Source organism: Bradyrhizobium sp. 1200_D9_N1_1 (assembly GCF_052075915.1).
Taxonomy (GTDB): Bacteria; Pseudomonadota; Alphaproteobacteria; order Rhizobiales; family Xanthobacteraceae; genus Bradyrhizobium; species Bradyrhizobium diazoefficiens.
This window is the reverse complement of record NZ_CP197226.1, coordinates 7487775-7513450: the sequence shown is the minus strand read 5'-3', so window position 1 is coordinate 7513450 and position 25676 is coordinate 7487775. Positions and strand designations below refer to the sequence as shown.

The window sequence follows — 25676 nt, the reverse complement described above, 5'->3', positions numbered from 1 at the left end:
TGGTTTCTTTTGCAACTATTTGGGGGCGGGCGTCAATGTCAGGCGGCGAAGCGGATCTGCCCCGCCGGCGAGGGGTCGTAGCCGGTCAGCTCCTCGGCGCGCTGGCGCAGCCTTCTTTCGCTCAGGAACCGGATCAGGGCCTGCATGGTGGGGCGGAAATAGCTGCGCTGTCGCATCGCCAGATCGAGATTTTCCCAGACCAGCGGCACGAAATCGAGGCCGGCCGAGCGCGCCGCCGCGCGTGTCGCCACCCCGCAATCGGCCTGGCCGGCGCGGACCATTTCGGCAAGATCGGGCCCGGTCAGGGCCGGCGTCTCCACCCGGCGCAAATCGCGGGTGGTGGCGTCGGCGCGCTTCAGGAGCACGTCGAGCAGCATCTGCGCGCCTGTGCCCTGTTGTCGCATCGCCATCCTGGCGCCGAGCGCGAGCACGTCGGCGAGACCGCGCAATCGCTTCGGATTGCCCGGCGGCAGCACGAGACCCTGCTCGCGGCGCGCGAATGCGACCAGCAGCGCGTCATGCAGGTCCGGAGCGTCTCGCAGCGCCGTCACATTGGCGTCGGAGGCAAGATTGCCGGAGGCATCCAGGCCGTGGAAGTGCACTGCGACAGCCGTCACCTCGTCGCGCTGCAGGCGCTCGAGCCCGCGCGCGCTTCCCTCGCTCATCGATCCCAGGCCGGAGCCGGATTCGCGCAGGCTCCAGTCCAGGAGCTCGTCCTGGCTCCCGCCCACGACGGGTGGCGGCTCCGTGGCCAGCATGCCCGCAGGGCGCGCCAGTCCGGACAGCACCCAGAGATCGAGTTCGTGCCGCGGGAAGAGCCACTTCCCGGTCACCTTGCTACAGGGGATCGCGCCGGTGGTGACGAGTTCGTAGAGCTTGCGTTCGCCAAGTCGGAGATAGTCAGCGGCTTCACTGGTCGTCAGGAATTCCATCCTGCATTCCTATGCAAATTCTTGCTTCTTTTTGGACTTTCGTCGCAGGTGGAATTCTGCAGTTCATTTTCGGTCCGCGGGAACCATGCCCGATCATCTCGTTGCTTTGCAACACATCCGCAGGCGCCTCTTCCGCTTTGGTGAACGATCCTGAAGCGCTCACATGGTGCGGGCCTTGCTGTCGCGCTCGCGATTGCAATCGGCTGCCGCTCAATGCATTGCCGGAATTTCCCGAACGGCAGCGCGCGAGGGGCAAATGCGTCACGAGTGCGGCGCAATCGATCCTCATGATCGTGGCCGTATCCAATGGGAACCAGCTCATGGCCTTTCGCCGCCTGTCCGTTGCACTCGCGCTTCTCTGCGGCCTGACCGCGGACATCGGAGCGTCGTTCGCGGAGGACCGCGCCATCGTCCTGGCCTCCACCACAGCGACGCAGGATTCGGGCCTGCTCGATCATCTGCTGCCGATTTTCCGTGACAAGACCGGCATCGACGTGAGGGTGATCGCGCAGCGCGCCGACGAGGTGCTCAACGAGGCGCGCAAGGGCGATGCGGACGTCGTGCTGATGCATGCGCGGCCACAGGAGGAAAAGTTCGTCGCCGAAGGTTTTGCCGTGAAGCGCTTCGACGTGATGTACAACGACTACGTGCTGATCGGGCCGAAGAGCGATCCTGCCGGCGTGAAGGGCAAGGACATCGCGACCGCGCTCAAGGCGATCGAGGCCAAGGGCGCGCCGTTCGTGACGCGCGGCGATCGATCCGGCACCCACGCCGCGGAGCTCGCGCTCTGGATCGTCGCCGGCATCGACATCGCCGCTGCCAAAGGCGCCTGGTACCGCGAGGCCAAGGAGGGCATGGGCGCGGCGCTCGAAGCTGCGCGTGTCGCAAATGCCTATGTGCTGTCGGACCGCGGCAGCTGGATCGCCTTCAAGGAGCGCGGCGATCTCGACATCATCGTCGAGGGCGACAAGCGGCTGCTCAACCAGTACGGCGTGATGTTGGTCAACCCCGAGAAGTTTCCGAGCGTGAAGAAGGAGCTGGGGCAGACCTTCATCGACTGGCTGATCTCGCCGGACGGGCAGGCGGCGATCGCCGGCTACAGGGTCGACGGGCAGCAGCTGTTCTTTCCGAATGCGGACAAGTCGGCCGGCTGACATCTGCATCTCCGGCGGTTGCCAAACGCAGCGTTGCATGGTCCATCATGGCGCATGACCCAGCGCCTGCCGCCATCGCTGACGCCGCTCGACACCGCGCTTGCCGCGTTGCTGCGAGACGTTGAACCGATCACACCTGTTGCGTTGCCGCTGACTGAAGCGATCGGCTGTATCGCGGCGGACGCTCCGCTGCTTGCGGCCTATCCGCCGCACGACATTGCCGGCATGGACGGGTGGGCGTTGCGCGCCAATGATCTCGTCGGTGCGTCCGCCTATTCGCCGTCGCCGCTGGCGACGGCGCCGGCCTGGGTCGATGCCGGCGACGCGATGCCGGCGGGATGCGACTGTGTGCTCGATGCCGACGCCGTCGAGATGTCTGGACCGCTCGCGCAGGTGCTGGCGGAGGGCGTGCCGGGGCAGGGTGTCCGCCGCGCCGGAAGCGACATCGCCGTTCGCACGCTTGCCGGCACAGAAGGATATCCGGTCGGTCCGGCCGCGCTGATGCTCGCCGGCGTCGCGGCGGTGGACAGGCTGAGCGTGCGGCGGCCGCGGCTGCGCATCGTCAATGTGCCTGATACGACGACGACGGCGCATATGATTGCCGGGATCGCGCGCGTCGCGGGACTGGATGTGAGGGCGTTCGAGGCCGCCGCGCGCGATGGCGCATCGATTGCAGATGCGCTCGATGCTTCCTCCTGCGACCTGCTGCTGATTGTCGGCGGCAGCGGCGTCGGCCGCCGCGATGCCGCTGTCGCGGCGCTGGCCCGGCGCGGTGACGTGATCGCCCATGGCATTGCACTTCAGCCCGGCCGCACCGCCGCGGTCGGGCGGCTCGAAAAAGTTCCCGTCGTTGCCTTGCCCGGCTCGCCGGATCATGCGCTCGCAGCCTGGCTCGCGCTCGTGCTTCCGCTCGTCGATCGTTTGTCGGCACGGCAGCTGCGCCGGCACGTGACACGGCCGCTCGCGCGCAAGATCGCGTCCAGTGTCGGCATTGCCGAAATCGCACTGCTGGCCGAGGACCATCATGCCTGGATGCCGCTTGCGGTGGGGGAGTGGCCGTTCCAGGCCATTGCCCGTGCGGATGCATGGCTGATCATACCCGCCAGCCACGAGGGATTTGCAGCGGGCGCATGCGTCGATGCCTATCTGATGCGGGAGTGATATGGGTTCCGGCATGACGATGATCCCGCAATCGCAAGACCGCAGCGCGCTCGAACAGGAGCAGTTCCTCAAGATCCTCTCGCGTGAGGAGGCGATGGCTCGTTTCGAGGCGGCGCTGTTTCCCCGCGCGATTCCGAGCGAAACGCGCAAGCTTGCCGATACGCTCGGCACGGCGCTCGCCGAAGACGTCACCGCCCCGATCGACGTCCCGCCGTTCGACCGTTCCAATGTCGACGGCTTTGCCGTCCGCTCGGCGGACCTCGCCGCGGCCGGCGAAGGTGCGCCTGTCCGCCTTGCGTTGAACGGCGAGACCATCCACTGCGGCACCGCGCCGAGGATGCAAGTTGCCACAGGCACCGCAACGCCGATCGCCACCGGCGGCCCGCTGCCGCGCGGCGCCGACGCTGTCGTCATGGTCGAGCACACCCAGCCTGCCGGCCCGGATGCGGTCGATGTCCGCCGTGCCGCGTCTCCCGGGCAGTTCGTCTCCTATGCGGGCTCCGACATCGCACGCGGCGAAGCGCTGCTGCGCGCCGGCACGCTCGTCGGCTCACGCGAGATCGGGATGCTGGCGGCCTGCGGCATTGCCGAGGTGGCCGTCGCGCGCAAGCCGCGGGTCGCCGTGATCTCGACCGGCGACGAACTGGTTCAGCCCGGCGAGGTGCTTGCGCCCGCGGAGATCCACGACACCAACGGCGCGATCGTCGCGGCCGCGATCGACGAGAATGGCGGCGAGGCAATCTTCCTCGGTGCCATTCCCGACGACGAAGCGAAGCTCGAATCCGCCATGCGCCGCGCGCTGGCGGACGCCGACATGCTGGTGCTCTCCGGCGGCACGTCGAAAGGCGCGGGCGACCTGTCCCACCGCATCATCAGCCGGCTCGGCCAGCCCGGCGTCGTCGCGCATGGCGTGGCGCTCAAGCCCGGCAAGCCGCTGTGCCTCGCGGTCTGCGACGGCAAGCCGGTCGTGATCCTGCCGGGCTTTCCGACCTCGGCGATGTTCACCTTCCACGACATGATCGTGCCGGTGCTGCGCAGGATGGCCGGCCTGCCGCCGCGCTCCGATGCCAAGGTCAGCGCGACCGTGCCGGTGCGCATTGCCTCCGAGCTCGGCCGCACCGAATTCGTCATGGTCTCGCTGGTCGAGGGCAGGGGCGGCTTGATCGCCTATCCCTCCGGCAAGGGCTCCGGTGCGATCACCTCCTTCGCGCAGGCCGACGGCTTCCTGCGCATCGATGCGCTCGCCGATCAGATGCCCGCGGGGACCGAGGCCGAGGTGACGCTGTTCACGCCGCATGTGCGCGTGCCGGATCTCGTCATCGTCGGCAGCCATTGCACCGGCCTCGACCTCGTCACCGCACAGCTCGCGCATGCGGGCCTCACAGTGCGCTCGATCGCGGTCGGCAGCCTCGGCGGGCTTGCGGCAGCCAAAAGGGGCGAGTGCGATCTCGCGCCGATCCATCTGTTCGACGACAGAAGCGAGACCTACAACACGCCTTATTTGGTCGAAGGGCTCGAGCTCGTGCCGGGCTGGCGGCGGATGCAGGGCATCGTGTTCCGCAAGGGCGACAAGCGCTTCGAGGGCCTCAGCGCAAAGGACGCCGTTGCCGCCGCGCTCACGGATCCCGCCTGCATCATGGTCAACCGCAACCAGGGCGCCGGCACGCGTATCCTGATCGACCGGCTGCTCGGCGGTGCGCGCCCCGAAGGCTATTGGAACCAGCCGCGCTCGCACAACGCCGTTGCCGCCGCCGTCGCGCAGCAACGCGCCGACTGGGGCATGACCATTGCGCCGGTCGCCCATGCGGTCGGTCTCGGTTTCATTCCGCTCGCGGAAGAGCATTATGACTTTGCGTTGGTGACGGCGCGCAAGCAGCGTCCGGCGGTACAGGCCTTTCTCGACGCACTTGGCTCGGGCGAGGCACGTACGGCACTGGAGCGAGCGGGCTTCCGGCCGGCGTAGATGATAGACGACGACGCGGCCTTCAAGCCGTGCGACAGGTTGGGGGACGCGATGGCAAGGCCGCTTTCGGTCGCGATCGTCGGTGCCGGCATGGGCGGGCTTGCGACCGCCGCGGCGCTCCGGCGCGTCGGCATCAATGTGATGGTCTACGAGCAGGCCTCCCAATTCGCCCGCATCGGCGCCGGCATCCAGATCGGCTGCAATGCCATGAAGGTGTTGCGCGCGCTGGGGCTGGAGGCGCGGATGCGCGAGGCTAGGCCGCGTCATCCAGCGCCGCGAGCCGCTCGGCCTCGGCGATGTCCTCGACCGTATTGGCGTTGAAGAACGGATCGAGCGGCTCGACCGGCCACGTCACCGTCGCGAGCGGATAGCGTGCGGTCCAGCGGTCGATCTTGCGCAGGTCCTCGACGACGAGGGCGTGGCGCAATTCGTCGCGCAAGGCAACGCGCCACAGCCCGATCACCGGATGCGTCTGGTCGCCCGATGCGGCGACCGCGAGCTGCGCGCTCTCCCGCTCACGGGCTTCATGCAGGCGCGCGACGAGATCGCGCGGCAGGAACGGGCAGTCGCCGGCGGCACTGAGCACCCATTCGATCCCCGGCCGGTTCGCCGCGGTCCAGTCGAGCGCGGCGAGAATGCCGGCGAGCGGGCCGGGAAAGCCGGGTACGTCGTCGGCGACCACCTGCAGGCCGAATGCGGCGAAGCGCGCGGGATCGCCGTTCGCATTGAGGATCAGTCCGCTGCACTGGGGCGAAAGACGTGCGATCACGCGCTCCAGGATGGTGCGTCCGCCGATGGTGCGCATCGGCTTGTCGCCGCCGCCCATGCGTCGCGCGAGGCCGCCGGCGAGCAGCACGCCTTGCGTCAGCGGAGTTTCAGTCGTCACCACCTTCACCCTTGCGCTTGTGCTTGGCTGACTCCTCTTCGACGTAAGCAAGGTTCTGGTCGTAGACGATCCGTTCCTCGCCCGCGAGCGCGATGAAGCGCTTGCCGCGGGTGCGGCCGACCAGCGTCAGGCCCACCTGTCTTGCGAGATCGACGCCCCACGCGGTGAAGCCGGAGCGCGACACCAGGATCGGAATGCCCATGCGTACCGTCTTGATCACCATCTCCGAGGTGAGACGTCCCGTGGTGTAGAGGATCTTGTCGCCGGCATCGACGCCGTGGCGGTACATCCAGCCCGCGATCTTGTCCACGGCGTTGTGGCGGCCGACGTCCTCAGTGTAGCAGAGCGGCTCGCCCTCCTTGCACAGCACGCAGCCATGGATCGCACCGGCCTCCAGATACAGCGAGGGCATGGTGTTGATGGTCTGCGTCATCTGGTAGAGCCAGGAGGTGCGCAGCTCCGCCTTCGGCAGTGCGACGCTCTCGACCGCTTCCAGCAGATCGCCGAAGGCGGTGCCCTGCGCGCAACCCGAGGTCTGTGTGCGCTTCTTCAGCTTGGCCTCGAAATTGGTGTGATGCGAGGTGCGCACGACCACGACCTGGAGGTCGTCGTCGTATTCGACCTCGGTCACCGCGTCATTATATTTCAGCATGTTCTGGTTGAGCAGATAGCCCAGCGCCAGATATTCCGGATAGTCGCCGATCGTCATCATGGTGACGATCTCCTGGGAATTCAGGTAGAGCGTCAGCGGCCGCTCCATCGGCACCTTGATCTCGACTCTGGCGCCGGTCTGGTCGGTCCCGGTCACGCTCTGGGTCAGGCGCGGGTCATCCGGGTTGGGGACGATCAGGGGCACCGGGGCTTTGTCGATCTTCATCATGGCCACGACGTTAGCATGACATTCGGGTCAAGCCGATATAAGCATGCTGGCGGAAAGCGAAAATGCTGCCTCGCCGTCATTGCGCGCGGCGAAGCAATCCAGAACTATACCGCGGTGGCAGTCTGGATTGCTTCGCTACGCTCGCAATGACGGGGAGAGGCCGGCGGTTCCATCGGCAGGCGTGTCGTTGGCGGAGACGGATCGGTTATGAAAGTCATCGGCCTTGCGGGCTGGAGCGGTGCGGGCAAGACCACGCTGTTGACGCGGCTGATCCCGTATTTCAGCGCGCAAGGCCTGCGCGTCTCCGTCATCAAGCATGCGCATCACCAGTTCGACGTCGACGTGCCCGGCAAGGATTCCTGGCGCCATCGCGAGGCGGGCGCGGCCGAGGTGCTGGTTGCCTCGTCAAATCGCTGGGCTCTGATGCACGAGTTGCGCGGCGCGGCGGAGCCGCGGCTGCCGGAACTCCTGAGCAAGCTTTCCGCGGTCGATCTCGTCGTGGTCGAGGGTTTCAAGCGCGAGCCGCACCGCAAGATCGAAGTCCATCGTGCCGGCAACGGCAAACCGTTGCTGTTTCCCGACGATCCCGGAATTGCCGGGATCGCGACCGACGCCCCGATTGACACCCGGCTGCCGACCGTCCATCTCGACGATATCCCGGCCGCGGCGTCGCTGCTGTTGCGTGTGGCGATGCCGGTCGAGGAAGCGGTCGCGAAAAGCGCTGCTATGCGCTGACGAGGCACCATGGCGCAACTGTCTGACGATTGCTTTGCCTTTGGCGGACCGATGATGTCGGTCGACGAGGCCGTTGGCCTGATCACGACGCGCGTCAACGCGATTGCCGATCTCGAAACCGTGGCGCTGGTCGATGCGGACGGGCGCGTGCTGGCCCGAGACATCGCCGCGCCCCTGCCGCTGCCACCCTTCACCAACTCCGCCGTCGACGGCTATGCCGTGCGCGACGCCGATCTTCCGGACAGCGCGGAACGGGCGTTTCCGCTCGATGGCCGCATCCAGGCCGGCGGCCTTGTTCAAGCGCCGATCAGGCCCGGCCACACCGCGCGCATCTTCACGGGTGCGCCGATGCCGCCGGATGCCGGGACCGTCTTCATGCAGGAGGATGTCCGCATCGATGACGCCGCCAGGATCGTGCTGCCGCCGGGGCTGAAGCCGGGCGCAAACGTCCGGCCCGCGGGCGAGGACATCCCTCAAGGGCACGTCGCGCTGCGCGCCGGCCAGCGGCTGCGGCCACAGCATGTCGCGCTCGCCGCGGCGTTCGGCCTGACGCGGATCGACGTCGTCAGGCGCATCCGCGTTGCGGTGTTCTCGACCGGCGACGAGCTGGCGTCGCCGGGCGAGCCGCGCGCCGCCTCGCAGCTGTTCGACTCCAACCGCTTCATGCTGATGGCGATGCTGCGCCGGCTCGGCTGCGAGGTCAGCGATCTCGGCATCCTGCGTGACGAGCGGACTTCCCTCGCGAATGGCTTGAAGCAGGTTGCAGGCAGCCACGACCTGATCCTCACCACCGGCGGCGTCTCGACCGGCGAGGAGGACCACGTCAAGGCAGCGGTCGAGAGCATCGGCTCGCTGGTGCTGTGGCGGATGGCGATCAAGCCCGGCCGGCCCGTGGCAATGGGCATCATCGGCGGCACCCCGCTGATCGGCCTGCCCGGCAATCCCGTCGCGAGTTTCGTCACCTTCGTCCATGTGGTGCGGCCGACGGTGCTGGCGCTGATGGGTGGTTTGCCGGAGCCGCTGTTGCCGATCCCGGTGCGTGCGGCGTTCACCTACAAGAAGAAGATCGGCCGCCGCGAATATATTCGTGTCTCGTTGCGGAGGGGACAGGATGGCGCGCTGGAGGCCATCAAGTTCCCGCGCGAAGGCGCCGGGCTGTTGTCGTCGCTGGTCGAGACCGACGGCCTCGTCGAGCTCGGCGAGGACATCACGCGTGTCGAGCCAGGGCAGAGCGTGGGGTTCCTGTCCTATGCCGATCTGCTCTGACCGGTTGCGTTGACGCCATTGATCGGTCCCGCCATGGTTGCGCCCATGACCAGAACCACGCTCGATCTCACCGGGCTGAAATGCCCGCTGCCCGCCCTGAAGACACGCAAGGCGCTCAAACCGTTACAGCCGGGCGATCAGCTCGAGGTGTACTGCACCGATCCGCTGTCGGTGATCGACATTCCGAATCTGATTCGCGAGACCGGCGACACGGTGGAGATCACCGAGCGCAACGACGCGCGCATCGTGTTCTTGATAGAAAAGGCAAATGGTCCGATAGGCAACACCAATGGTGCGCTGCGTTCCTGACGCGTTACCGCGTTGATACCGACCTTTTGTCTATCGACATCGATCATGGCTTCTGCCCAAATTGACTTTCTCCGTGCGGGCGCGGAGGTTGAGTGTTGTCTGCGATACGCGGATCAACGGGCCAAACACGAAGCCTGCACGTGGTATCGGGCATAGAGCCCCGCTCGAGGGGTTAACTTTTCGGAGGCGCGTGACCGATCCTGGCGCGCGCCGGATGATTATGCGGGGCAGCGGGGACAGCTGGCTGCACCGTGAATGGCTGAGGATCAGGATCTTAGCGGCAGGCTGCTCAGAAGGGCGGCTTAGGGGAGGACTGTATGTCTACTATTGAGAGCGCTGGAACGATATCGGGCGCTGGCTCTGGCTTTCTTGATCGCGAGCGGACGATTGCGACCGCCGGCTTCAATCGCTGGCTGGTGCCGCCTGCGGCGCTGTGCATCCATTTGTGCATCGGCATGGCCTACGGCTTCTCGGTGTTCTGGCTGCCACTGTCGCGCGCGATCGGGTTGAACGCGCCGAAGGCGTGCCCCGACATCTCGCTGTTCCAGGAGTTGTTCTCCACCACCTGCGACTGGAAAGTCGCGAGCCTGGGCTGGATGTACACGCTGTTCTTCGTGCTGCTCGGCGTTTCGGCCGCGATCTGGGGCGGCTGGCTCGAGCGGGTCGGTCCGCGCAAGGCCGGCTTCGTTGCCGCGTTGTGCTGGTGCGGCGGCCTGTTTCTCGGCGCGATCGGCATCTACACCCACCAACTCTGGTTGATGTGGCTGGGCTCGGGCGTGATCGGCGGCATCGGTCTCGGCCTTGGCTATATCTCGCCGGTGTCGACGCTAGTGAAGTGGTTCCCCGACCGCCGCGGCATGGCGACCGGCATGGCCATCATGGGCTTCGGCGGCGGCGCCATGATCGGCGCGCCGCTGGCGAACCTCTTGATGAACTACTTCAAGACCCCGACTTCGGTCGGCGTCTGGGAGACCTTCGTCGCGATGGGCGTCATCTACTTCGTGTTCATGATGATCGGCGCGTTCCGTTATCGCTTGCCGCCGCCCGGCTGGCAGCCCGAAGGCTGGACCCCGCCGTCCAAGGCCAACGCGATGATCTCGAAGAACAACGTTCATCTCAATGACGCACACAAGACGCCGCAGTTCTGGCTGATCTGGTGGGTGCTCTGCCTGAACGTGTCGGCGGGTATCGGCGTGATCGGCATGGCCTCGCCCATGCTCCAGGAGATCTTCGCCGGCAAGCTGATCGGCCTGCCGGACGTCGGCTTCAACGCGCTCGATGCCGGGCAGAAGGCGCAGATCGCCGCGATCGCCGCGGGCTTCGCCGGATTGCTGTCGCTGTTCAACATCGGCGGCCGCTTCTTCTGGGCGTCGTTGTCGGACAGGATCGGACGCAAGAACACCTACTACACCTTCTTCATCCTCGGCATCGTGCTCTATGCGCTGGCGCCGACCTTTGCGGCGATGGGCTCGAAGCTGCTCTTCGTGCTCGGCTTCGGCATCATCCTGTCGATGTATGGCGGCGGCTTCGCGACCGTGCCGGCCTATCTCGCCGACATGTTCGGCACGCAGTTCGTGGGCGCCATCCACGGCCGGCTGCTGACGGCATGGTCCACCGCGGGCATCATCGGCCCCGTCGTGGTCAACTACATCCGCGAGTTCCAGCTCGCGGCCGGCGTGCCGCGCGATCAGCTCTACAACACTACCATGTACATCCTGTGCGCGATGCTGATCGCGGGCCTGATCTGCAACTACCTGATCAAGCCGGTCGATCCGAAGTGGCACATGAAGGAGGCCGATGTCGCCAAGTTGCAGGCGGCGAGCGCCAGCGCCGCCGCAGCCGGACCGCACGGCTCTTACGGCATCGGGTTTGGCGGGCTTGACGCCAAGGCGGCGCTGTTCTGGGCCTTCGTCGGCATTCCCCTGCTCTGGGGTGTGTGGAAGACGCTGGAGAGCGCGGTCAAGATATTCTGATCGCCATCAAGACAGCCGCGGGATGCTCATCATCGGTGTCCCGCGGCGTTCGCCTTTCAGACATCATCAAGACTGGTACTTAGGGGATTTAAATGCTTCGCACCCGAATTTGCCTTGCGGCCGTGTTGCTGGTCGCTGGCCTTCATGCCGCGTCCGCGCAAACCGCGGCGGCGCCTGCCACCACGGCACCGGCCGCGACGACGGAGGCCAAGCCGGGCAAGATCAAACTCACCATGCAGAAGCTGAAGGACATGAAGGCGAAGTGGTCCGCCAACAAGCCGAAGCTCAAGGCCTGCCGCGCCGACGTGAAGTCCAAGGGCCTCGCCGGCGACGATCGCTGGTTCTACATCGAGGAGTGCATGAACAAGACCTGAGGTCGGGTTCCACCAACAGTTCGAGGCAAGGGGCGTGGAGCGTGTTGGCCCCATGCCCCTTAAATGCTTATCGGAATGGATGAATTCTCTTGGCATCTGGTATGCCAACGGCTAGACTTGGACGTGTTTTAAAGAAGGTTTACGAGACTCATCGATGAGCCATGACGTGCACGAGGTCCGCTCGTTCGAACATCCGGGCGAGGGGCGGAAGCGAGCCAAGGCCACGCCCAAGGGGCGGCAGGTCGATCCCACCGCCGCACACGAGATCGAGCAGCTGCTCGGCGATCGCCCGCGGCGGCGCGACCTCCTGATCGAATATCTCCACCTGATCCAGGACAAATATCACCAGATCTCGGCGGCGCATCTTGCGGCCCTCGCCGACGAGATGAAGCTCGCCTTCGCCGAGGTGTTCGAGACCGCGACCTTCTACGCGCATTTCGACATCGTGAAGGAAGGTGAGCCTGATATCGCGCCGCTGACGATCCGCGTCTGCGATTCGTTGACCTGTGAGATGCTCGGCGGTGGGCAGCTGTTGCAGGATCTCCAGCGCAGCGCCGGTCCCGGTATTCGCGTCGTACGCGCGCCCTGTGTCGGATTGTGCGACGCGGCCCCGGTCGCGGAAGTCGGCCATCATTTCGTGCATCAGGCTACGGCCGCCGAGGTGCTGGCCACGGCAGCGCGCGGCGACGTTCACGCGCACATTCCTGCTTATGTCGACTACGACGCCTATGTGCAGGACGGCGGATACAAGCTGCTGGAGCGGCTGCGCTCCGGGGCGGTCAGCAAGGACGATATCCTCAGGCTTCTCGAGGATTCCAGCCTGCGTGGTCTCGGCGGCGCGGGCTTCCCGACGGGACGCAAATGGCGCGCGGTGCTTGGCGAGCCCGGCCCGCGGCTGATGGCGGTCAACGGCGACGAGGGCGAGCCGGGCACCTTCAAGGACCGCGTCTACCTCAACAACGACCCGCATCGCTTCATCGAGGGCACCCTGATCGGTGCGCATATCGTTGAGGCGTCCGACGTCTACATCTACATCCGCGACGAATATCCGGCCGCACGCGAGATCCTGGAGCGCGAGATCGCAAAGCTGCCGCCGGGCGGCCCGACGTTGCACATGCGCCGCGGCGCCGGCGCCTACATCTGCGGCGAGGAATCTTCGCTGCTCGAGAGCATCGAGGGCAAGCGCGGCCTGCCCCGGCACAAGCCGCCTTATCCGTTCCAGGTCGGCCTGTTCGGACTGCCGACGCTGATCAACAACGTCGAGACGCTGTGGTGGGTGCGCGACATCGTCGAGAAGGGCGCCGACTGGTGGAAGGGCCACGGCCGCCACGAGCGTCATGGCCTGCGCAGCTTCTCGGTCTCCGGCCGCGTGAAGAATCCCGGCATGAAGCTCGCGCCGTCAGGCATCACCGTGCGCGAGTTGATCGACGAATATTGCGGCGGCATGGCCGACGGCCACACCTTCTACGCTTATCTTCCGGGTGGCGCCTCGGGCGGCATCCTGCCGGCGTCGATGGACGACATCCCGCTCGATTTCGGTACGCTGGAGAAATACGGCTGCTTCATCGGCTCGGCCGCGATCGTGATCCTGTCGCAGAAGGACAGCGTGCGAGCAGCGGCCCTGAACCTGATGAAATTCTTCGAGGACGAGAGCTGCGGCCAGTGCACGCCGTGCCGCGTTGGAACCCAGAAGGCGGCGCTGCTGATGCAGAAGCCAGTCTGGAACCGCGCGTTGCTGGAAGAATTGAGCCAGGCGATGCGCGATGCCTCGATCTGCGGGCTCGGGCAGGCGGCATCGAATCCGCTTACCACCGTGATCAAATATTTCCCTGACGAGTTCAAGGAAGCGGCCGAATGACGAAGATTACGTTCGAGCTCGACGGCAAGCAGGTCGAGGCCAGTCCCGGCGAGACCATCTGGCAAGTCGCAAAACGCCAGGGCCGCGAGATCCCGCATCTCTGCTACTCGCCGGCGCCCGACTATCGTCCCGACGGCAATTGCCGCGCCTGCATGGTCGAGATCGAGGGCGAGCGCGTGCTCGCCGCATCGTGCAAGCGCACGCCGTCGGTCGGCATGAAGGTGAAGACCGAGTCCGCGCGTGCGGTTTCCGCGCAGAAGATGGTGATGGAGCTGCTCGTCGCCGACCAGCCGGCGCGCGAAACCTCGCACGATCCGGACTCGAAGTTCTGGCACTGGGCCGAGACCACCGGCGTCACCGAGAGCCGCTTTCCCGCTGCCGAGCGCTGGGCGACCGACGCGAGCCATCCGGCGATGCGCGTCAATCTCGATGCCTGCATCCAGTGCGGCCTGTGCGTGCGCGCCTGCCGCGAGGTCCAGGTCAACGACGTCATCGGCATGGCCTACCGCAGCCATGGCTCGAAGATCGTGTTCGACTTCGACGATCCCATGGGCGAGTCCACCTGCGTTGCCTGCGGCGAATGCGTGCAGGCCTGCCCGACCGGCGCGTTGATGCCGGCCGTGATGCTCGACGAGAACCAGACCCGCGTGACTTACGCGGACAAGAAGGTGGATTCGCTCTGCCCGTTCTGCGGCGTCGGCTGTCAGGTCACGTACGAGGTCAAGGACGAGAAGGTGATCTATGCCGAGGGCCGTGATGGCCCCGCCAATCACAACCGTCTCTGTGTGAAGGGCCGCTTCGGCTTCGACTACATCCACCATCCGCACCGCCTGACCAAGCCGCTGGTGCGGCTGCCTAATGCGAAGAAGGATGCCAACGACCAGGTCGATCCGGCCAATCCCTTCACCCATTTCCGCGAAGCGAGCTGGGAAGAGGCGCTCGACATCGCCGCCAAGGGGCTCGTCAAGATCCACGACACGAACGGCGCGAAGGCGCTCGCCGGCTTCGGCTCGGCCAAGGGCTCGAACGAAGAGGCCTATCTGTTCCAGAAGCTGGTGCGCACCGGTTTCGGCTCCAACAATGTCGACCACTGCACCCGGCTGTGCCACGCCTCGTCGGTGGCGGCGCTGTTCGAAGGTCTCAGCTCGGGCGCCGTGTCGGCGCCGTTCTCCGCGGCGATGGACGCCGAGGTCATCATCGTGATCGGCGCCAACCCGACCGTGAACCATCCGGTCGCCGCGACCTTCATCAAGAACGCGGTCAAGCAGAACGGCGCCAAGCTGTTCGTGATGGACCCGCGCCGGCAGACGCTGTCGCGCCATGCGACCAAGCATCTGCAGTTCAAGCCCGGCTCCGACGTCGCCATGCTGAACGCGATGATCAACACGATCATCACTGAAGGCCTGACCGACGACCAGTACATCGCCGGCTACACCGAGGGTTTTGAGGACCTCAAGGAGAAGATCAAGGAATTCACGCCGGAGAAGATGGAGGCGATCTGCGGCGTCCCGGCGCAAACGCTGCGCGAGGTTGCACGCACCTATGCGCGGGCAAAATCGTCGATCATCTTCTGGGGCATGGGCATCAGCCAGCACGTCCACGGCACCGACAATGCGCGCTGCCTGATCGCGCTCGCGCTGATCACCGGCCAGGTCGGCCGCCCCGGCACCGGCCTGCATCCGCTGCGCGGCCAGAACAACGTGCAGGGCGCCTCCGATGCCGGCCTGATCCCGATGTTCCTGCCGGATTACCAGCCGGTCGGCCGCGACGACTTGCGCGGGGCCTTCGAGAAGCTGTGGCAGCAGGATCTCGATCCCGTGCGCGGCCTCACGGTGGTCGAGATCATGAACGCGATCCATGCCGGCGAGATCAAGGGCATGTATATCGAGGGCGAAAACCCCGCGATGTCGGACCCCGATCTCCAGCACGCACGCCACGCGCTCGCCATGCTCGACCATCTCGTGGTGCAGGATCTCTTCGTCACCGAGACCGCGTTCCACGCCGACGTCATCCTGCCGGCCTCGGCCTTCGCCGAGAAGGAGGGCTCCTTCACCAACACCGACCGCCGCGTGCAGCTCGCGCGACAGGTGATCAAGCCGCCGGGCGATGCGCGGCAGGATCTCTGGATCATCCAGGAGATCGGCAAGCGCATGGGCCTGCCGTGGAATTATGCCGGCGCCGGCGATGTCTACACCGAGATGGCAGAGCTCATGCCGTCGCTCAAGAACATCAGCTGGGAACGGCTGGTGCGCGAAGGTGCCGTCACCTATCCGGCGGACGATCCGAACAAGCCGGGCAACGAAATCATCTTCACCACGGGCTTCCCGACCGCGAGCGGCCGCGGCAAGATCGTGCCGGCGAAGGTCATCCCGCCGGATGAATTGCCCGACGCCGAATATCCGATGGTGCTCTCGACCGGCCGTGTGCTGGAGCATTGGCACACCGGCTCGATGACCCGCCGCGCCCAGGTGCTCGACCAGATCGAGCCGGAGGCGGTCGCCTTCATGAGCCCGAAGGACATGCACAAGAAGCAGCTCGCGCCTGGCGATTTCATTCGCCTGGAGACCCGCCGCGGCGCCGTCGAGGTCAAGGTCCGCTCCGACCGCGACGTTCCGGAGAACATGGTGTTCATGCCATTCTGCTACGCGGAGGCGGCGGCGAACCTCCTGACCAACCCGGCGCTCGATCCGTTCGGCAAGATCCCGGAATTCAAGTTCTGCGCGGCCAGAGCCGAACGCGTGGAGATGCGCGACGCTGCGGAGTAAGGGCGGCGCTCGTTGGGCGGCGCGATATCCGCCAAACACTCCGATGTCGTCCTGGCGAAAGCCAGGACCCATACCGCGGAATCTATCGAGCGCGGACGGTGGCAATACCCAACGACAAGTCTTCGCCAAACCGCTCCCTGGGGTAATGGGTCCTGGCTTTCGCCAGGACGACCCGGGGAGAGTTTGCGCCGTACTCGTCGCTTCGCTCCCAGCAATGACGGTGGTAAATGTGACCCATGTCCAAAGTCACTCCCGCCACACGCGCGCTCGCGGCCGCCGATGTAGCCTTCACCGTCCACGCTTACGACTATGATCCCGATGCGGAGAGCATCGGGCTCCAGGCGGCGTCGGCCCTCGGTGAGAATCCGGCGCGCGTGTTGAAGACGCTGATGGCGCTCGTCGACGGCAAGCCGGTCTGCGTGATCGTTCCGTCCGACCAGGAGGTCTCGATGAAGAAGCTCGCCGCCGCCGTGAGCGGAAAGTCGGCGCAGATGATGAAGCCGCTGGAGGCGGAGCGCGTCACTGGCTTCAAGGTCGGCGGCATCAGCCCGTTCGGGCAGCGCAAGCCCGTGCGCACGGTGATCGAGCAGAGCGCGCTCGCGCATGACTACGTCTATCTCAATGGCGGCCAGCGCGGCTTGCAGGTGCGGCTCAAGCCCGCCGACGTCCGGGATGTCTCGAAGGCGGTCGCCGCGGATGTGCTGGCGTGAGCGCAGCGCTCTACTGCTTCTGCAACAATTTGAGCCGGCAGCGCAGCGCCTCGCGGATGTGTGCTCGCGCCAGCTGTTCGGCCCTGTCGCCGTCGCGTGCGGCGATGGCGTCGATGATGGCCTGGTGCTCGCCGTGGCTGGTCGTGGGGCGTCCCGTCACCGTGAAGGTGGTCGGGCCGAGCAGGGCGATCCAGTCCTGCAGTTCGCGGGAGGCGTTGTCGAGATAGCGGTTGCGCGCGGCGCGGCAGATCGCCTCGTGGAAGGCGCGGTTGAGCCGCGCCATCTCGATCGCGTCGGTCGCGGACGCCTCGACGAAGGTCTGCTCGATGTCCCGGAGCGCGTCGATTTCGGTCGCCGAGGCGTGCTCGGCGGCGAGGCGCGCGGCGGCGCCTTCCATGATCTCGCGCATGGCGTAGAGCTCGAGCACCTCGGAGATATCGAGGTTGCGGACGATCAGGCCGCGGCCGCCGGCGGGCTCGACGAAGCCGCGCGCCGCGAGGCGGCCCAGCGCTTCGCGAACCGGCGTGCGACTGACCTTCAGCCGCTGCGCCACTTCCTCCTCGCGCAGGCGATCGCCCGCGCGGTAGCTGCCGGCCTGGAGCGCCTCGCAGAGTGAGCGGAACACCGCTTCGCCCAGCGCGACGCCCGCGCCGCGCGCGATCGATCCTGCCTTTGCCGGGCGTCTCGACATGCATCCTCGAAGCAAAAAGCGCATCCTGCCCATGCAGAGATGCGGCTTGCGCAGCTTCTGTATATCTTTGTATACAAAAGTACGCAATGGCGGACCGGTTGACCGAGGCCGCCGGCGGGCAGAATGTCTCCAACTTCGTCGCATCGGGCAGACGGCATGAGCAGCAAATACGACGTGCTGGTGATCGGAGGCGGCAACGCGGCGCTGTGTGCGGCGATCGCGGCGCGTCGTGGCGGCGCCTCGGTGCTCGTGCTTGAAGGCGCGCCAAAATTCTATCGCGGCGGCAACACCCGCCACACCCGCAACATGCGCTGCGCCCATGACGCTGCCACCGAAATCCTCACCGGCCCCTACACCGAGGAGGAATTCTGGAAGGATCTGCTGCTGGTCACCGGCGGGCAGACCGACGAGGAACTTGCGCGCCACATGATCCGGGAGTCCAAGGACATCCTGAACTGGATCGTGGAGCAGGGCGTGCGCTGGCAGCCCTCGCTCGGCGGCACGCTGAGCCTCGGCCGCACCAACTCCTTCTTTCTCGGCGGCGGCCGCGCGATGCTGAATGCGCTCTACCTCACCGCCGAGCGGCTCGGCGTCGATGTCGAATACGATGCCGAGGTCACGGACCTCGTGATCGAGGACGGCATGTTCCTGGCCGCCCGCCTCAAGCGGCCGATCAAGGGCGAGACCGAGATCCGCGCGACGTCGCTGGTCGCCGCGGCCGGCGGGTTCGAGGCCAACATCGAATGGCTGAAGCAGTATTGGGGCGAGGCGGCTGACAACTTCCTGATTCGCGGCACGCCCTATAACCGCGGCTCGATCCTGAAAATGCTGCTCGACAAGGGCGTGCAGGAGGTCGGCGATCCCACCCAGTGCCACGCGGTGGCGATCGACGCCCGCGCGCCGAAATTCGACGGCGGCATCATCACGCGTCATGACTCGGTCGTCTTCGGCATCGTCGTCAACAAGCACGCCCAGCGCTTCTATGACGAGGGCGAGGACATCTGGCCGAAGCGCTATGCGATCTGGGGCCGGCTGGTCGCGGCGCAGCCCGATCAGATTGCCTATATCATCTTCGATTCCACCGTCGTTACCTCGTTCATGCCGACGCTGTTCCCGCCGATCGCCGGGCAGACGGTCGCGGAGCTTGCCAGCAAGCTCGAGCTCGATCCGGCCGCGCTGGAAACGACCATCACGGAGTTCAACGCCGCGGTGAGGCCCGGCACGTTCGACCACACCATCCTGGACGACTGCCGCACGGAGGGCATCACGCCGCAGAAGACGCATTGGGCGCGGCGGATCGAGACGCCGCCCTATCTCGCCTATCCGGTGCGGCCCGGCATCACCTTCACCTATCTCGGCACGCGCGTGACCAAGGAAGCGCGGATGCTGATGGCTGACGGCAAGCCATCAGGCAACATGTTCGCGGCCGGCGAGATCATGGCCGGCAACGTGCTCGGCAAGGGTTATGCCGCCGGCATGGGCATGACCATCGGCAGCGTGTTCGGGCGGATCGCAGGGCGGGAAGCGGCACGTCATGCGAAGAACTAGGGACCAAGAAGAAAGGTGATGGGAGAAACCATGTCGCGTATTGTCATTGCCTCGATCACGGCGCTGCTGATGGTCGGCCACGCCCGCGCCGCCGAGCCGATCACCCTGCGCGACATGGGGTCGTTCCATGTCGGCGGGCGTCTTGTCGAAATCTCCGGCAAGCCGGTGAAGGAGGTCGTGTTCGCGCCTGGCGGCGTGCCGGCCAACGTCGATCCCAATGGCACGTATCAGGTCGAGCAGATGTACGTGCAGTATTTCCTGCCGGCCAACGAGAAGGGGGCTTATCCGCTGCTGATGTGGCACGGCGGCGGACTGACCGGCGTCACCTACGAAACCACGCCTGACGGACGCGAAGGCTGGCTGAATTATTTTCTGCGCAAGGGATGGGCGGTCTACAATTCCGACGCGGTGGAGCGCGGGCGCGCAGGCTGGGCGCAATATCCTGATATCTTCAAGAGCGAGCCTGTCTTCCTCACCACGGCCAATCCGTTCGAGCGTTTCCGCATCGGTGATGGGCCAAACTCCTACGATCCCGATCCCGCCAAGCGAAAGGTGCTGCCGGGCAACCAGTTTCCGGTCGAGGGCTACCAGAATTTCGTCAAGCAGAACGTACCGCGCTGGACCACAACTGATGATGCGACCATCGCCGCCTATATCGCCGAGCTCGATCGCGTCGGCCCCTCGGTGATCCTGTTCCACAGCCAGGCCGGCAGCTTCGGCTTCAAGGTCGCGCAAGCCCGGCCTGACAAGGTCAAGGCGCTGATTGCGATCGAGCCGGCCGGCATCGGTGATCCCGCGAGGGCGGATGTGCTGAAGAACATTCCGACCCTCATCATCTACGGCGACTATATCGAGCGCGATTCGCGCTGGCCCAAGATCCGCGCCAACGGCATCGCCTTTGCGGACGCCATCAAGGCGGCCGGGGGCAACGTCGACATCGTCGACCTCCCACAGGCTGGCATCAAGGGCAATTCGCATATGGTGATGATGGACAAGAACAACCTCGAGGTCGCGGCCCTGATCCAGAAATGGCTCGAGGGCAAAGGCCTGACGAAGTAGAGCCATGCACGGAACCCAAATTCTGGACGAAGCCGACCGCCTGATGACGGTCTGCAATTCCTGCCGCTACTGCGAGGGTCTTTGCGCGGTATTTCCCGCCATGGAGATGCGCCGCGCCTTCTCCGACGGCGATCTCAATTATCTCGCCAACCTCTGCCATTCCTGTGGCGCCTGCTACGTCGATTGCCAGTTCTCGCCGCCGCACGAATTCGACGTCAACGTCCCGAAGACGCTCGCGGTCGCGCGCGCGGAGTCTTATGCGGCCTACGCCTGGCCGCGGGCGTTGTCCGGCGCCTTCGCGCGCAATGGTCTCGTGATCAGCATCGTCGCTGCGCTCAGCATGGCCGCCTTTATCTTCGGCTTTGCTGCGCTGAACGATCGCAGCGTGCTGTTCGGTGTCCATACCGGGCCTGGGGCGTTCTACAAACTGATGCCGCACAACGCGATGGCTGCGTTGTTCAGCGCGGCACTCCTCTATGCCATCCTTGCACTTGTCATGAGCGTGCGTGCCTTCTGGCGCGATATCGGCACGCCGATCGGCGGCAGAGCGGACGGCGGCTCGATTTTCCAGGCGATCCGCGATGCCGGCGAGCTGCGCTATCTCCATGGTGGCGGCGTTGGCTGCTACAACGAGGACGACAAGCCGACCGACCGGCGCAAGCTCTATCATCACCTGACGTTCTACGGCTTCCTGCTGTGCTTTGCCGCGACGTCCGTCGCCACGCTGTATCACTATCTCCTCGGACGCGAGGCGCCGTATCCGTGGTGGGATCTGCCCGTCGTGCTCGGCGCGCTCGGCGGCATCGGCCTCATCGTCGGGCCGATCGGCCTGTACGTCGCGAAATTGCGCAGGGCGCCGGAACTGCTGGACGAGAACAGCTACGGCATGGATGTCGGCTTCATCGCCATGCTGTTCCTGACCGGTCTCACCGGCATGCTGCTTCTGCTCCTGCGCGAGGCCGCGGCCATGGGGCCGTTGTTGGCGCTGCATCTCGGCGCCGTGTTTGCGCTGTTCATCACCATGCCCTACGGCAAGTTCGTGCACGGCATCTATCGCTTCGCGGCGCTGGTTCGCTATGCACAGGAACGGCGGACGGCGCCGTGACCCGTTACCTCGGCCGAAAATGGCCGTTGCGCAGAAAAGCGATCGTCTGTGCGATCGCGGCGGCGTGACGCGGCAGCCCGGTGTGGGACGCCTTCACGACGACATGGTCGGTCATGCCGGCAAGCATCGTGCTCTGCACCGACACCCGTCCGTCATTGGGCTTCGGCAGAACGAAGAGACCGGCGACAGGATCGATGAAGCGGTTTCCAGCGATCACACCGACCGGATAGTCGATGGCGGGGAGGGCATTCGGTGCGGTTGCGGGCGTGGTGGTCAGCTCGAGGCCGGCTGGCCCGTAGAATGCGCGGTAGGGCAGCAATCCCTGCAGGAGATCAGCGACCTCGCTGCCGCTGTTCGGCGTGCCCAGCATCACGACGCGGGCAAGCCGGGCGGGGCGGTGTCTTGCGATGTAGGCGCGCGCGACGAGGCCGCCCATCGAATGCGCGACGAAATGCAGCGGCGCGTCACGTTCGGCGAAACGGGCGATCGCCGGATGAATGTCGTCTGCGATCGCCGCGATCGGCTTGCTGCGGCTGGAATAGTCGACGTTGAGCGTCGTGAACCCGCTGGCCCGGAGCGCCCGCTCCAGCTTCGTCAGGGACGCCGAGGTCCGCGCGATGCCGTGAAGCAGAACCACTCCGGGGCATCGCGCGTCGCCTGGCTCAGGCGCCTCCTGCATCTCGTTTACGCCACCTCGCGCTCCGGCGAAGACGCCTGCTCGCGGGCCATCGTCGTTGCCGTGACATAGTCGGTCTTGCCGGTGCCGAGCAGCGGCACCTTGTCGACCACCATGATCGCGGCGGGCACGGTCAGCTCGGACGCGCCGATCGCCTTGGCCTGGCCCTGCATCGCGCTGCGCTCGGCGGTCTTCTCCGTCGTCAGCAGCACGATGCGCTCGCCCTTGCGCTGGTCGGGGATCGACACGGCGACCGAGCCGGCCTGCGGCCACAGCGTCGCCGCGATGCTTTCGACCGCGGACAGCGAGACCATCTCGCCTGCGATCTTGGCAAAGCGCTTGGCGCGGCCCTTGATGGTGATGAAGCCGGCCGGGTCGATTGCGACGATGTCGCCGGTGTCGTGCCAGCCTTCCGCGAGCACTTCGAGCACGCCGGGATTTTCGGCCCTGAGGTAACCGAGCATCACGTTCGGTCCGCGCACGGAGAGGCGGCCGCCGTCCTCGATGCCGGGGACCGGATCGAGGCGGCTTTCCATCAGCGGCGACAGGCGACCGACGGTGCCGGGGCGGTTGGCCATCGGCGTGTTCATCGCCAGTACCGGCGCCGTCTCGGTGACGCCATAGCCCTCGAGGATGCGGATGCCGTAGCGCTCCATGAACACCTGCCGGGTGCGGTCCTTGACCGCCTCGGCGCCGGCGATCACCAGACGCAGGGTGCGGAAGTCGTAAGCATGCGCCGAGCGCGCGTAGCCGGTGAGGAACGTGTCGGTGCCGAACAGGATGGTGGCGCCGGTCTGGTAGATCAGCTCGGGCACGATCCTATAGTGCAGCGGGGACGGGTACATGTAGATCGGAATGCCCGCGAGCAGCGGCATCATCATCCCGCCTGTCAGCCCGAAGGAGTGGAACACCGGCAGCACGTTGAACACCTTGTCATTGGCGTTGGCATCGACCCGCGCCAGCGCCTGCGCCGCGTTGGCGAGGATGTTGCGGTGGGACAGCACCACGCCTTTGGGCGTGCCTTCCGAGCCCGACGTGAACAGAACGACGGCAGGATCGTTCGCCTGGCGGGTGACCCGCGGCGCTGTACCTGCGAGCAGGCCCTTGATCTTGTCGGCCACACCGATCGAGGCGCGGACATCTTCGAGATAGACAATTCGGGCCTCCGCGGAGATCGCGGCCATCAGCTTGTCGAGCTTGCCCTTCTCGATGAAGGCCTTCGAGGTCAACACGGTCTTGACCTGCGCGGCCTTCATGGCGGCGAGGACGTTGACCGGGCCGGCGGAGAAGTTGAGCATCGCCGGGACCCGGCCGATGTTTTGCAGCGCCATGAAGACGACGGCGACGCCCGCGGAGTTCGGCAGCAGCACGCCGACATTCTCGCCGACGGCAGTGCCGTCTTCCAGCTTCCGGCTCAGGACCTGCGCGCCCAGGATCAGCTTGCGATAGGTCAGCTTGGTGCCGAGCGCGTCCTCGACGATGACCTTGCCGGTGTCGCGGTCGCGATAGGCGTGTCCGAGCGCTTCGAACAGCGAGTGATCGAGCATGGCGTTCTTGACCAGAGCGTCGATCATCACGTCCTGGAGCGCTGCACCCGCGGCGTTGCGGCGTGCCTTGCCCTTCAGCGCCGGATCGACCGGAAGCTTGACCGGCGGCAGGATCGTGACCGTCACCCGCGGAAACCACGAGCGCTTGATCTGGCTGCTGTTGAGGTAGCTGAGATGCGAGCGCTGCGCGCCTTCGATGCGGACGGGCACGACCACGGCGTCGGCCTTGTCCGCGATCATCGCGGTGCCGTCATAAACCTTCATCAGCGAGCCGGAGACGGTGATGCGTCCTTCCGGAAAGATGACCACCGGCTCGCCGGCGGCAACCAGCTTGATCAGGTCGCGCGCGGCCAGCGGCTTGGTCGGGTCCATGGTGTAATGCTTCACCACCCGCAGGAACGGCTTGGCCCACCAGGCCTTGGCGATGCCGGTATCGACCGCGAAACTCGCGTCGATCGGCAGCACGGCGTGCAGCAGCGGGCCGTCGATCAGGCTGACATGGTTCGGCGCGATCAGCATGCGCGTGCCGGATGGCGGCAGGTTCTCGAGGCCGCGGATCTCGGTGCGGAACAGTGCGCGGAACAGCAACCCGCCGAAATCGCGCACGCCTTCCTTGCCCCATTTCGTCAGCACGAACCACACCGCGCCGAAGCTGGCGACGCCAAGGCCGAAGAAGATCCAGCCGACATGGAGGCCTGCGGCCTGCAGCAGCGCGACGAACAGCGAGCCGACCACCATGAAGGCAGCCTGTAGCACATTGCCGGCCGCGATGATGCGGGCGCGCTCGGAGGGGACCGACCAGGCCTGGACTGCGGCGAAGGAGGGGACGACGAACAGGCCGCCGCCGAATGCGAAGGCGACGAAGTCGATCAGCATGCGCAGGCCCGCGAACGAGGTTGCGAAGTCGAGCGCGGTGATGTCGTGACCCTTGGTGGTCACGCCGATGGCCCAGGCGAGATCGAGGCCGGCAAACCCCATGATGATGGCGCCGATCGGCACCAGGGCGAGGTTCGGGCGAACGTGGCTCAGTTGCGCCGCGAACAGCGAGCCGATGGCGATGCCGATCGCGAAGATCGCAAGACACAGCGTCACCACGCCTTCGGTGCCGCCGACGACCTCCTTGACCAGCGCCGGCAGCAGCGACAGCACGATGGCGCCGACCAGCCAGAACCAGGAGACGATCACGGTGCCGTCCCACAGACGGTGGTCGGCGTGCAGCGTCTTCAGTAAGCCGAGCGTCGAGGTCCAGGGATTGGCATCGACGGGCAGATCGGGCGCGGAGGGCGTGGTCTGCGGAATGCGGGAAGCGAAAGCCCAGGACAGCAGAGCCAGCACCACCACGGCGGATGCGACCCAGCCCATATGGGCGGAGCCGGCCACGAACTGGCCGCCGGCGACGGTGCCGAGCAGGATGGCCATGAAGGTCGCGCCTTCGACCAGCGCATTGCCGGTCGCGAGCTCGCCGAGCTCGAGCTGGTCCGGCAGCATGGAATATTTCACGGGGCCGAACAGGGCGGCGATGATGCCGAACAGCGCGAGCGCTGCGAACAGCAGCGGCACCGAGTGCAGGAAGAAGCCGGCGGCGGCAAAGCCCGCGGCGAAGATCTCGGTGAATTTGAGTCGCCTTGCGACGACGGATTTGACGTATTTGTCGGCGAGCTGTCCGCCGAGCCCGGACAGGATGAAATAGGGGAAGATGAAGACGGCGCCTGCCACCGTCACCAGCGCGTCGCCGTGGCCGGTCGCGGCACTGTAAAGCAGGATGATGACGAGTGCGTTCTTGAGCACGTTGTCATTGAGCGCCGAGAAGAACTGCGCCCAGAACAGCGGCGCGAAGCGGCGTGACGACATCAATTCCCTGATCATGACTAGTCCTGTTTTGGAAAGGCAGCCTGAGGTTGCTTCGTGGGCGGTGAAAGCGTCACGACCGGAAGGGAATGGGACGAACGATTGCAGAGTGACGATGGTCGTCGGCCTGCTCTGTCCCCTCGATCCCTCCGATCCTGTTGGTCTCCAAATGGTCTCGTTAGGTTCGCAAATTTCCGGTTGCGGCCGCGTCGGCTTTGGGCGGAAGGGCCGCGCTG

General features: G+C 65.9%; 22 protein-coding genes. 15 read left to right on the top strand and 7 right to left on the bottom strand.

What is annotated here, in order from left to right; translation table 11 throughout:
• Positions 1-38 precede the first annotated feature (38 nt).
• Positions 39-932: a helix-turn-helix transcriptional regulator gene (locus AB5K84_RS35820; RefSeq protein WP_038966578.1), complete on the bottom strand. Its 894-nt coding sequence runs from the start codon at positions 930-932 to the stop codon at positions 39-41.
• A complete protein-coding gene (locus tag AB5K84_RS35815) occupies positions 910-1254 on the bottom strand; it encodes a hypothetical protein (RefSeq protein ID WP_162494064.1) in 345 nt (114 codons plus the stop codon). The genes AB5K84_RS35820 and AB5K84_RS35815 overlap by 23 nt, the downstream gene beginning before the upstream one ends.
• Here AB5K84_RS35815 and AB5K84_RS35810 point away from each other — a divergent pair.
• The 4 genes from AB5K84_RS35810 to AB5K84_RS35795 are packed head-to-tail and all read left to right on the top strand — an operon-like array spanning position 1253 to position 5531.
• On the top strand, positions 1253-2086 hold the full coding sequence (locus AB5K84_RS35810; protein WP_038966585.1) for a substrate-binding domain-containing protein: 834 nt from the start codon (positions 1253-1255) through the stop codon (positions 2084-2086). The two genes, AB5K84_RS35815 and AB5K84_RS35810, sit on opposite strands and share 2 nt — an antisense overlap.
• Positions 2087-2140: 54 nt before the next feature.
• On the top strand, positions 2141-3247 hold the full coding sequence (locus AB5K84_RS35805; protein ID WP_011085095.1) for a molybdopterin-binding protein: 1107 nt from the start codon (positions 2141-2143) through the stop codon (positions 3245-3247).
• Positions 3248-3260: 13 nt separating this feature from the next.
• A complete protein-coding gene (locus AB5K84_RS35800) occupies positions 3261-5210 on the top strand; it encodes a molybdopterin biosynthesis protein (RefSeq protein ID WP_038966586.1) in 1950 nt (649 codons plus the stop codon).
• Entirely contained in the window at positions 5211-5531 is a 321-nt protein-coding gene (locus tag AB5K84_RS35795; protein ID WP_038966579.1) for an FAD-dependent monooxygenase, read from the top strand. It begins immediately after the preceding gene.
• Here the strand turns inward: AB5K84_RS35795 and mobA are convergent.
• Both mobA and fdhD read right to left on the bottom strand, forming a co-directional pair.
• Positions 5464-6105, bottom strand: a complete 642-nt coding sequence (gene mobA, locus AB5K84_RS35790; protein WP_011085097.1) for a molybdenum cofactor guanylyltransferase MobA — start codon at positions 6103-6105, stop codon at positions 5464-5466. The two genes, AB5K84_RS35795 and mobA, sit on opposite strands and share 68 nt — an antisense overlap.
• Entirely contained in the window at positions 6086-6976 is an 891-nt protein-coding gene (fdhD, locus tag AB5K84_RS35785) for a formate dehydrogenase accessory sulfurtransferase FdhD (protein ID WP_038966588.1), read from the bottom strand. The genes mobA and fdhD overlap by 20 nt, the downstream gene beginning before the upstream one ends.
• Before the next feature lie 207 nt (positions 6977-7183).
• Here fdhD and mobB point away from each other — a divergent pair, with 207 nt between their 5' ends.
• From mobB to ybaK, 8 genes are all read left to right on the top strand, one after another.
• Complete coding sequence (gene mobB / locus AB5K84_RS35780; protein WP_011085099.1) at positions 7184-7711, top strand: molybdopterin-guanine dinucleotide biosynthesis protein B; 528 nt, start codon at positions 7184-7186, stop codon at positions 7709-7711.
• A gap of 9 nt (positions 7712-7720) precedes the next feature.
• The gene (locus tag AB5K84_RS35775) at positions 7721-8977 is read left to right on the top strand and encodes a molybdopterin molybdotransferase MoeA (RefSeq protein ID WP_011085100.1); all 1257 of its coding nucleotides are present in this window, start codon (positions 7721-7723) and stop codon (positions 8975-8977) included.
• A 45-nt stretch (positions 8978-9022) separates the two neighbouring features.
• Positions 9023-9286, top strand: a complete 264-nt coding sequence (locus tag AB5K84_RS35770) for a sulfurtransferase TusA family protein (RefSeq protein WP_028174267.1) — start codon at positions 9023-9025, stop codon at positions 9284-9286.
• 317 nt (positions 9287-9603) lie between these two features.
• Positions 9604-11259, top strand: coding sequence for an OFA family MFS transporter (locus AB5K84_RS35765; protein ID WP_011085102.1), 1656 nt, complete (start codon positions 9604-9606; stop codon positions 11257-11259).
• Positions 11260-11351: 92 nt separating this feature from the next.
• The gene (locus tag AB5K84_RS35760; RefSeq protein WP_011085103.1) at positions 11352-11633 is read left to right on the top strand and encodes a hypothetical protein; all 282 of its coding nucleotides are present in this window, start codon (positions 11352-11354) and stop codon (positions 11631-11633) included.
• 154 nt (positions 11634-11787) lie between these two features.
• The gene (locus AB5K84_RS35755) at positions 11788-13491 is read left to right on the top strand and encodes an NADH-ubiquinone oxidoreductase-F iron-sulfur binding region domain-containing protein (protein ID WP_011085104.1); all 1704 of its coding nucleotides are present in this window, start codon (positions 11788-11790) and stop codon (positions 13489-13491) included.
• The gene (gene fdhF, locus AB5K84_RS35750; RefSeq protein WP_038966589.1) at positions 13488-16256 is read left to right on the top strand and encodes a formate dehydrogenase subunit alpha; all 2769 of its coding nucleotides are present in this window, start codon (positions 13488-13490) and stop codon (positions 16254-16256) included. The genes AB5K84_RS35755 and fdhF overlap by 4 nt, the downstream gene beginning before the upstream one ends.
• Before the next feature lie 236 nt (positions 16257-16492).
• The gene (gene ybaK / locus AB5K84_RS35745) at positions 16493-16966 is read left to right on the top strand and encodes a Cys-tRNA(Pro) deacylase (RefSeq protein ID WP_011085106.1); all 474 of its coding nucleotides are present in this window, start codon (positions 16493-16495) and stop codon (positions 16964-16966) included.
• A 10-nt stretch (positions 16967-16976) separates the two neighbouring features.
• On the opposite strand, the gene AB5K84_RS35740 is transcribed toward ybaK, so the two are convergent.
• Positions 16977-17657: a GntR family transcriptional regulator gene (locus AB5K84_RS35740; protein WP_038966590.1), complete on the bottom strand. Its 681-nt coding sequence runs from the start codon at positions 17655-17657 to the stop codon at positions 16977-16979.
• Between the two features lie 156 nt (positions 17658-17813).
• Between AB5K84_RS35740 and tcuA the strand changes: the two genes are divergently transcribed.
• Genes tcuA through tcuB form a run of 3 tightly spaced genes read left to right on the top strand, consistent with a single transcriptional unit; the run spans position 17814 to position 21369 of the window.
• Positions 17814-19205: an FAD-dependent tricarballylate dehydrogenase TcuA gene (gene tcuA, locus AB5K84_RS35735; RefSeq protein ID WP_038966591.1), complete on the top strand. Its 1392-nt coding sequence runs from the start codon at positions 17814-17816 to the stop codon at positions 19203-19205.
• Between the two features lie 30 nt (positions 19206-19235).
• On the top strand, positions 19236-20264 hold the full coding sequence (locus tag AB5K84_RS35730; RefSeq protein WP_038966592.1) for an esterase: 1029 nt from the start codon (positions 19236-19238) through the stop codon (positions 20262-20264).
• Positions 20265-20268: 4 nt separating this feature from the next.
• Positions 20269-21369: a tricarballylate utilization 4Fe-4S protein TcuB gene (tcuB, locus tag AB5K84_RS35725; RefSeq protein WP_011085110.1), complete on the top strand. Its 1101-nt coding sequence runs from the start codon at positions 20269-20271 to the stop codon at positions 21367-21369.
• Between the two features lie 4 nt (positions 21370-21373).
• Here tcuB and AB5K84_RS35720 read toward each other — a convergent pair whose 3' ends face one another.
• Complete coding sequence (locus tag AB5K84_RS35720) at positions 21374-22048, bottom strand: alpha/beta fold hydrolase (RefSeq protein ID WP_011085111.1); 675 nt, start codon at positions 22046-22048, stop codon at positions 21374-21376.
• Between the two features lie 5 nt (positions 22049-22053).
• Complete coding sequence (locus tag AB5K84_RS35715) at positions 22054-25458, bottom strand: acyl-[ACP]--phospholipid O-acyltransferase (protein WP_011085112.1); 3405 nt, start codon at positions 25456-25458, stop codon at positions 22054-22056.
• Positions 25459-25676 lie beyond the last annotated feature (218 nt).

What these genes read in the sequence shown, in the direction of transcription:
- AB5K84_RS35770 (WP_028174267.1), top strand. Translation starts at nt 9,023, where the DNA reads ATGACCAGAACCACGCTCGATCTCACCGGGCTGAAATGCCCGCTGCCC.
- AB5K84_RS35755 (WP_011085104.1), top strand. Translation starts at nt 11,788, where the DNA reads ATGAGCCATGACGTGCACGAGGTCCGCTCGTTCGAACATCCGGGCGAG.
- AB5K84_RS35765 (WP_011085102.1), top strand. Translation starts at nt 9,604, where the DNA reads ATGTCTACTATTGAGAGCGCTGGAACGATATCGGGCGCTGGCTCTGGC.
- AB5K84_RS35800 (WP_038966586.1), top strand. Translation starts at nt 3,261, where the DNA reads ATGACGATGATCCCGCAATCGCAAGACCGCAGCGCGCTCGAACAGGAG.
- AB5K84_RS35810 (WP_038966585.1), top strand. Translation starts at nt 1,253, where the DNA reads ATGGCCTTTCGCCGCCTGTCCGTTGCACTCGCGCTTCTCTGCGGCCTG.
- AB5K84_RS35775 (WP_011085100.1), top strand. Translation starts at nt 7,721, where the DNA reads ATGGCGCAACTGTCTGACGATTGCTTTGCCTTTGGCGGACCGATGATG.
- AB5K84_RS35760 (WP_011085103.1), top strand. Translation starts at nt 11,352, where the DNA reads ATGCTTCGCACCCGAATTTGCCTTGCGGCCGTGTTGCTGGTCGCTGGC.
- AB5K84_RS35715 (WP_011085112.1), bottom strand. Translation starts at nt 25,458, where the DNA reads ATGATCAGGGAATTGATGTCGTCACGCCGCTTCGCGCCGCTGTTCTGG.
- AB5K84_RS35720 (WP_011085111.1), bottom strand. Translation starts at nt 22,048, where the DNA reads ATGCAGGAGGCGCCTGAGCCAGGCGACGCGCGATGCCCCGGAGTGGTT.
- AB5K84_RS35730 (WP_038966592.1), top strand. Translation starts at nt 19,236, where the DNA reads ATGTCGCGTATTGTCATTGCCTCGATCACGGCGCTGCTGATGGTCGGC.
- AB5K84_RS35795 (WP_038966579.1), top strand. Translation starts at nt 5,211, where the DNA reads ATGATAGACGACGACGCGGCCTTCAAGCCGTGCGACAGGTTGGGGGAC.
- tcuA (WP_038966591.1), top strand. Translation starts at nt 17,814, where the DNA reads ATGAGCAGCAAATACGACGTGCTGGTGATCGGAGGCGGCAACGCGGCG.
- AB5K84_RS35740 (WP_038966590.1), bottom strand. Translation starts at nt 17,657, where the DNA reads ATGTCGAGACGCCCGGCAAAGGCAGGATCGATCGCGCGCGGCGCGGGC.
- fdhD (WP_038966588.1), bottom strand. Translation starts at nt 6,976, where the DNA reads ATGATGAAGATCGACAAAGCCCCGGTGCCCCTGATCGTCCCCAACCCG.
- tcuB (WP_011085110.1), top strand. Translation starts at nt 20,269, where the DNA reads ATGCACGGAACCCAAATTCTGGACGAAGCCGACCGCCTGATGACGGTC.
- AB5K84_RS35820 (WP_038966578.1), bottom strand. Translation starts at nt 932, where the DNA reads ATGGAATTCCTGACGACCAGTGAAGCCGCTGACTATCTCCGACTTGGC.
- fdhF (WP_038966589.1), top strand. Translation starts at nt 13,488, where the DNA reads ATGACGAAGATTACGTTCGAGCTCGACGGCAAGCAGGTCGAGGCCAGT.
- mobB (WP_011085099.1), top strand. Translation starts at nt 7,184, where the DNA reads ATGAAAGTCATCGGCCTTGCGGGCTGGAGCGGTGCGGGCAAGACCACG.
- AB5K84_RS35815 (WP_162494064.1), bottom strand. Translation starts at nt 1,254, where the DNA reads ATGAGCTGGTTCCCATTGGATACGGCCACGATCATGAGGATCGATTGC.
- AB5K84_RS35805 (WP_011085095.1), top strand. Translation starts at nt 2,141, where the DNA reads ATGACCCAGCGCCTGCCGCCATCGCTGACGCCGCTCGACACCGCGCTT.
- ybaK (WP_011085106.1), top strand. Translation starts at nt 16,493, where the DNA reads ATGTCCAAAGTCACTCCCGCCACACGCGCGCTCGCGGCCGCCGATGTA.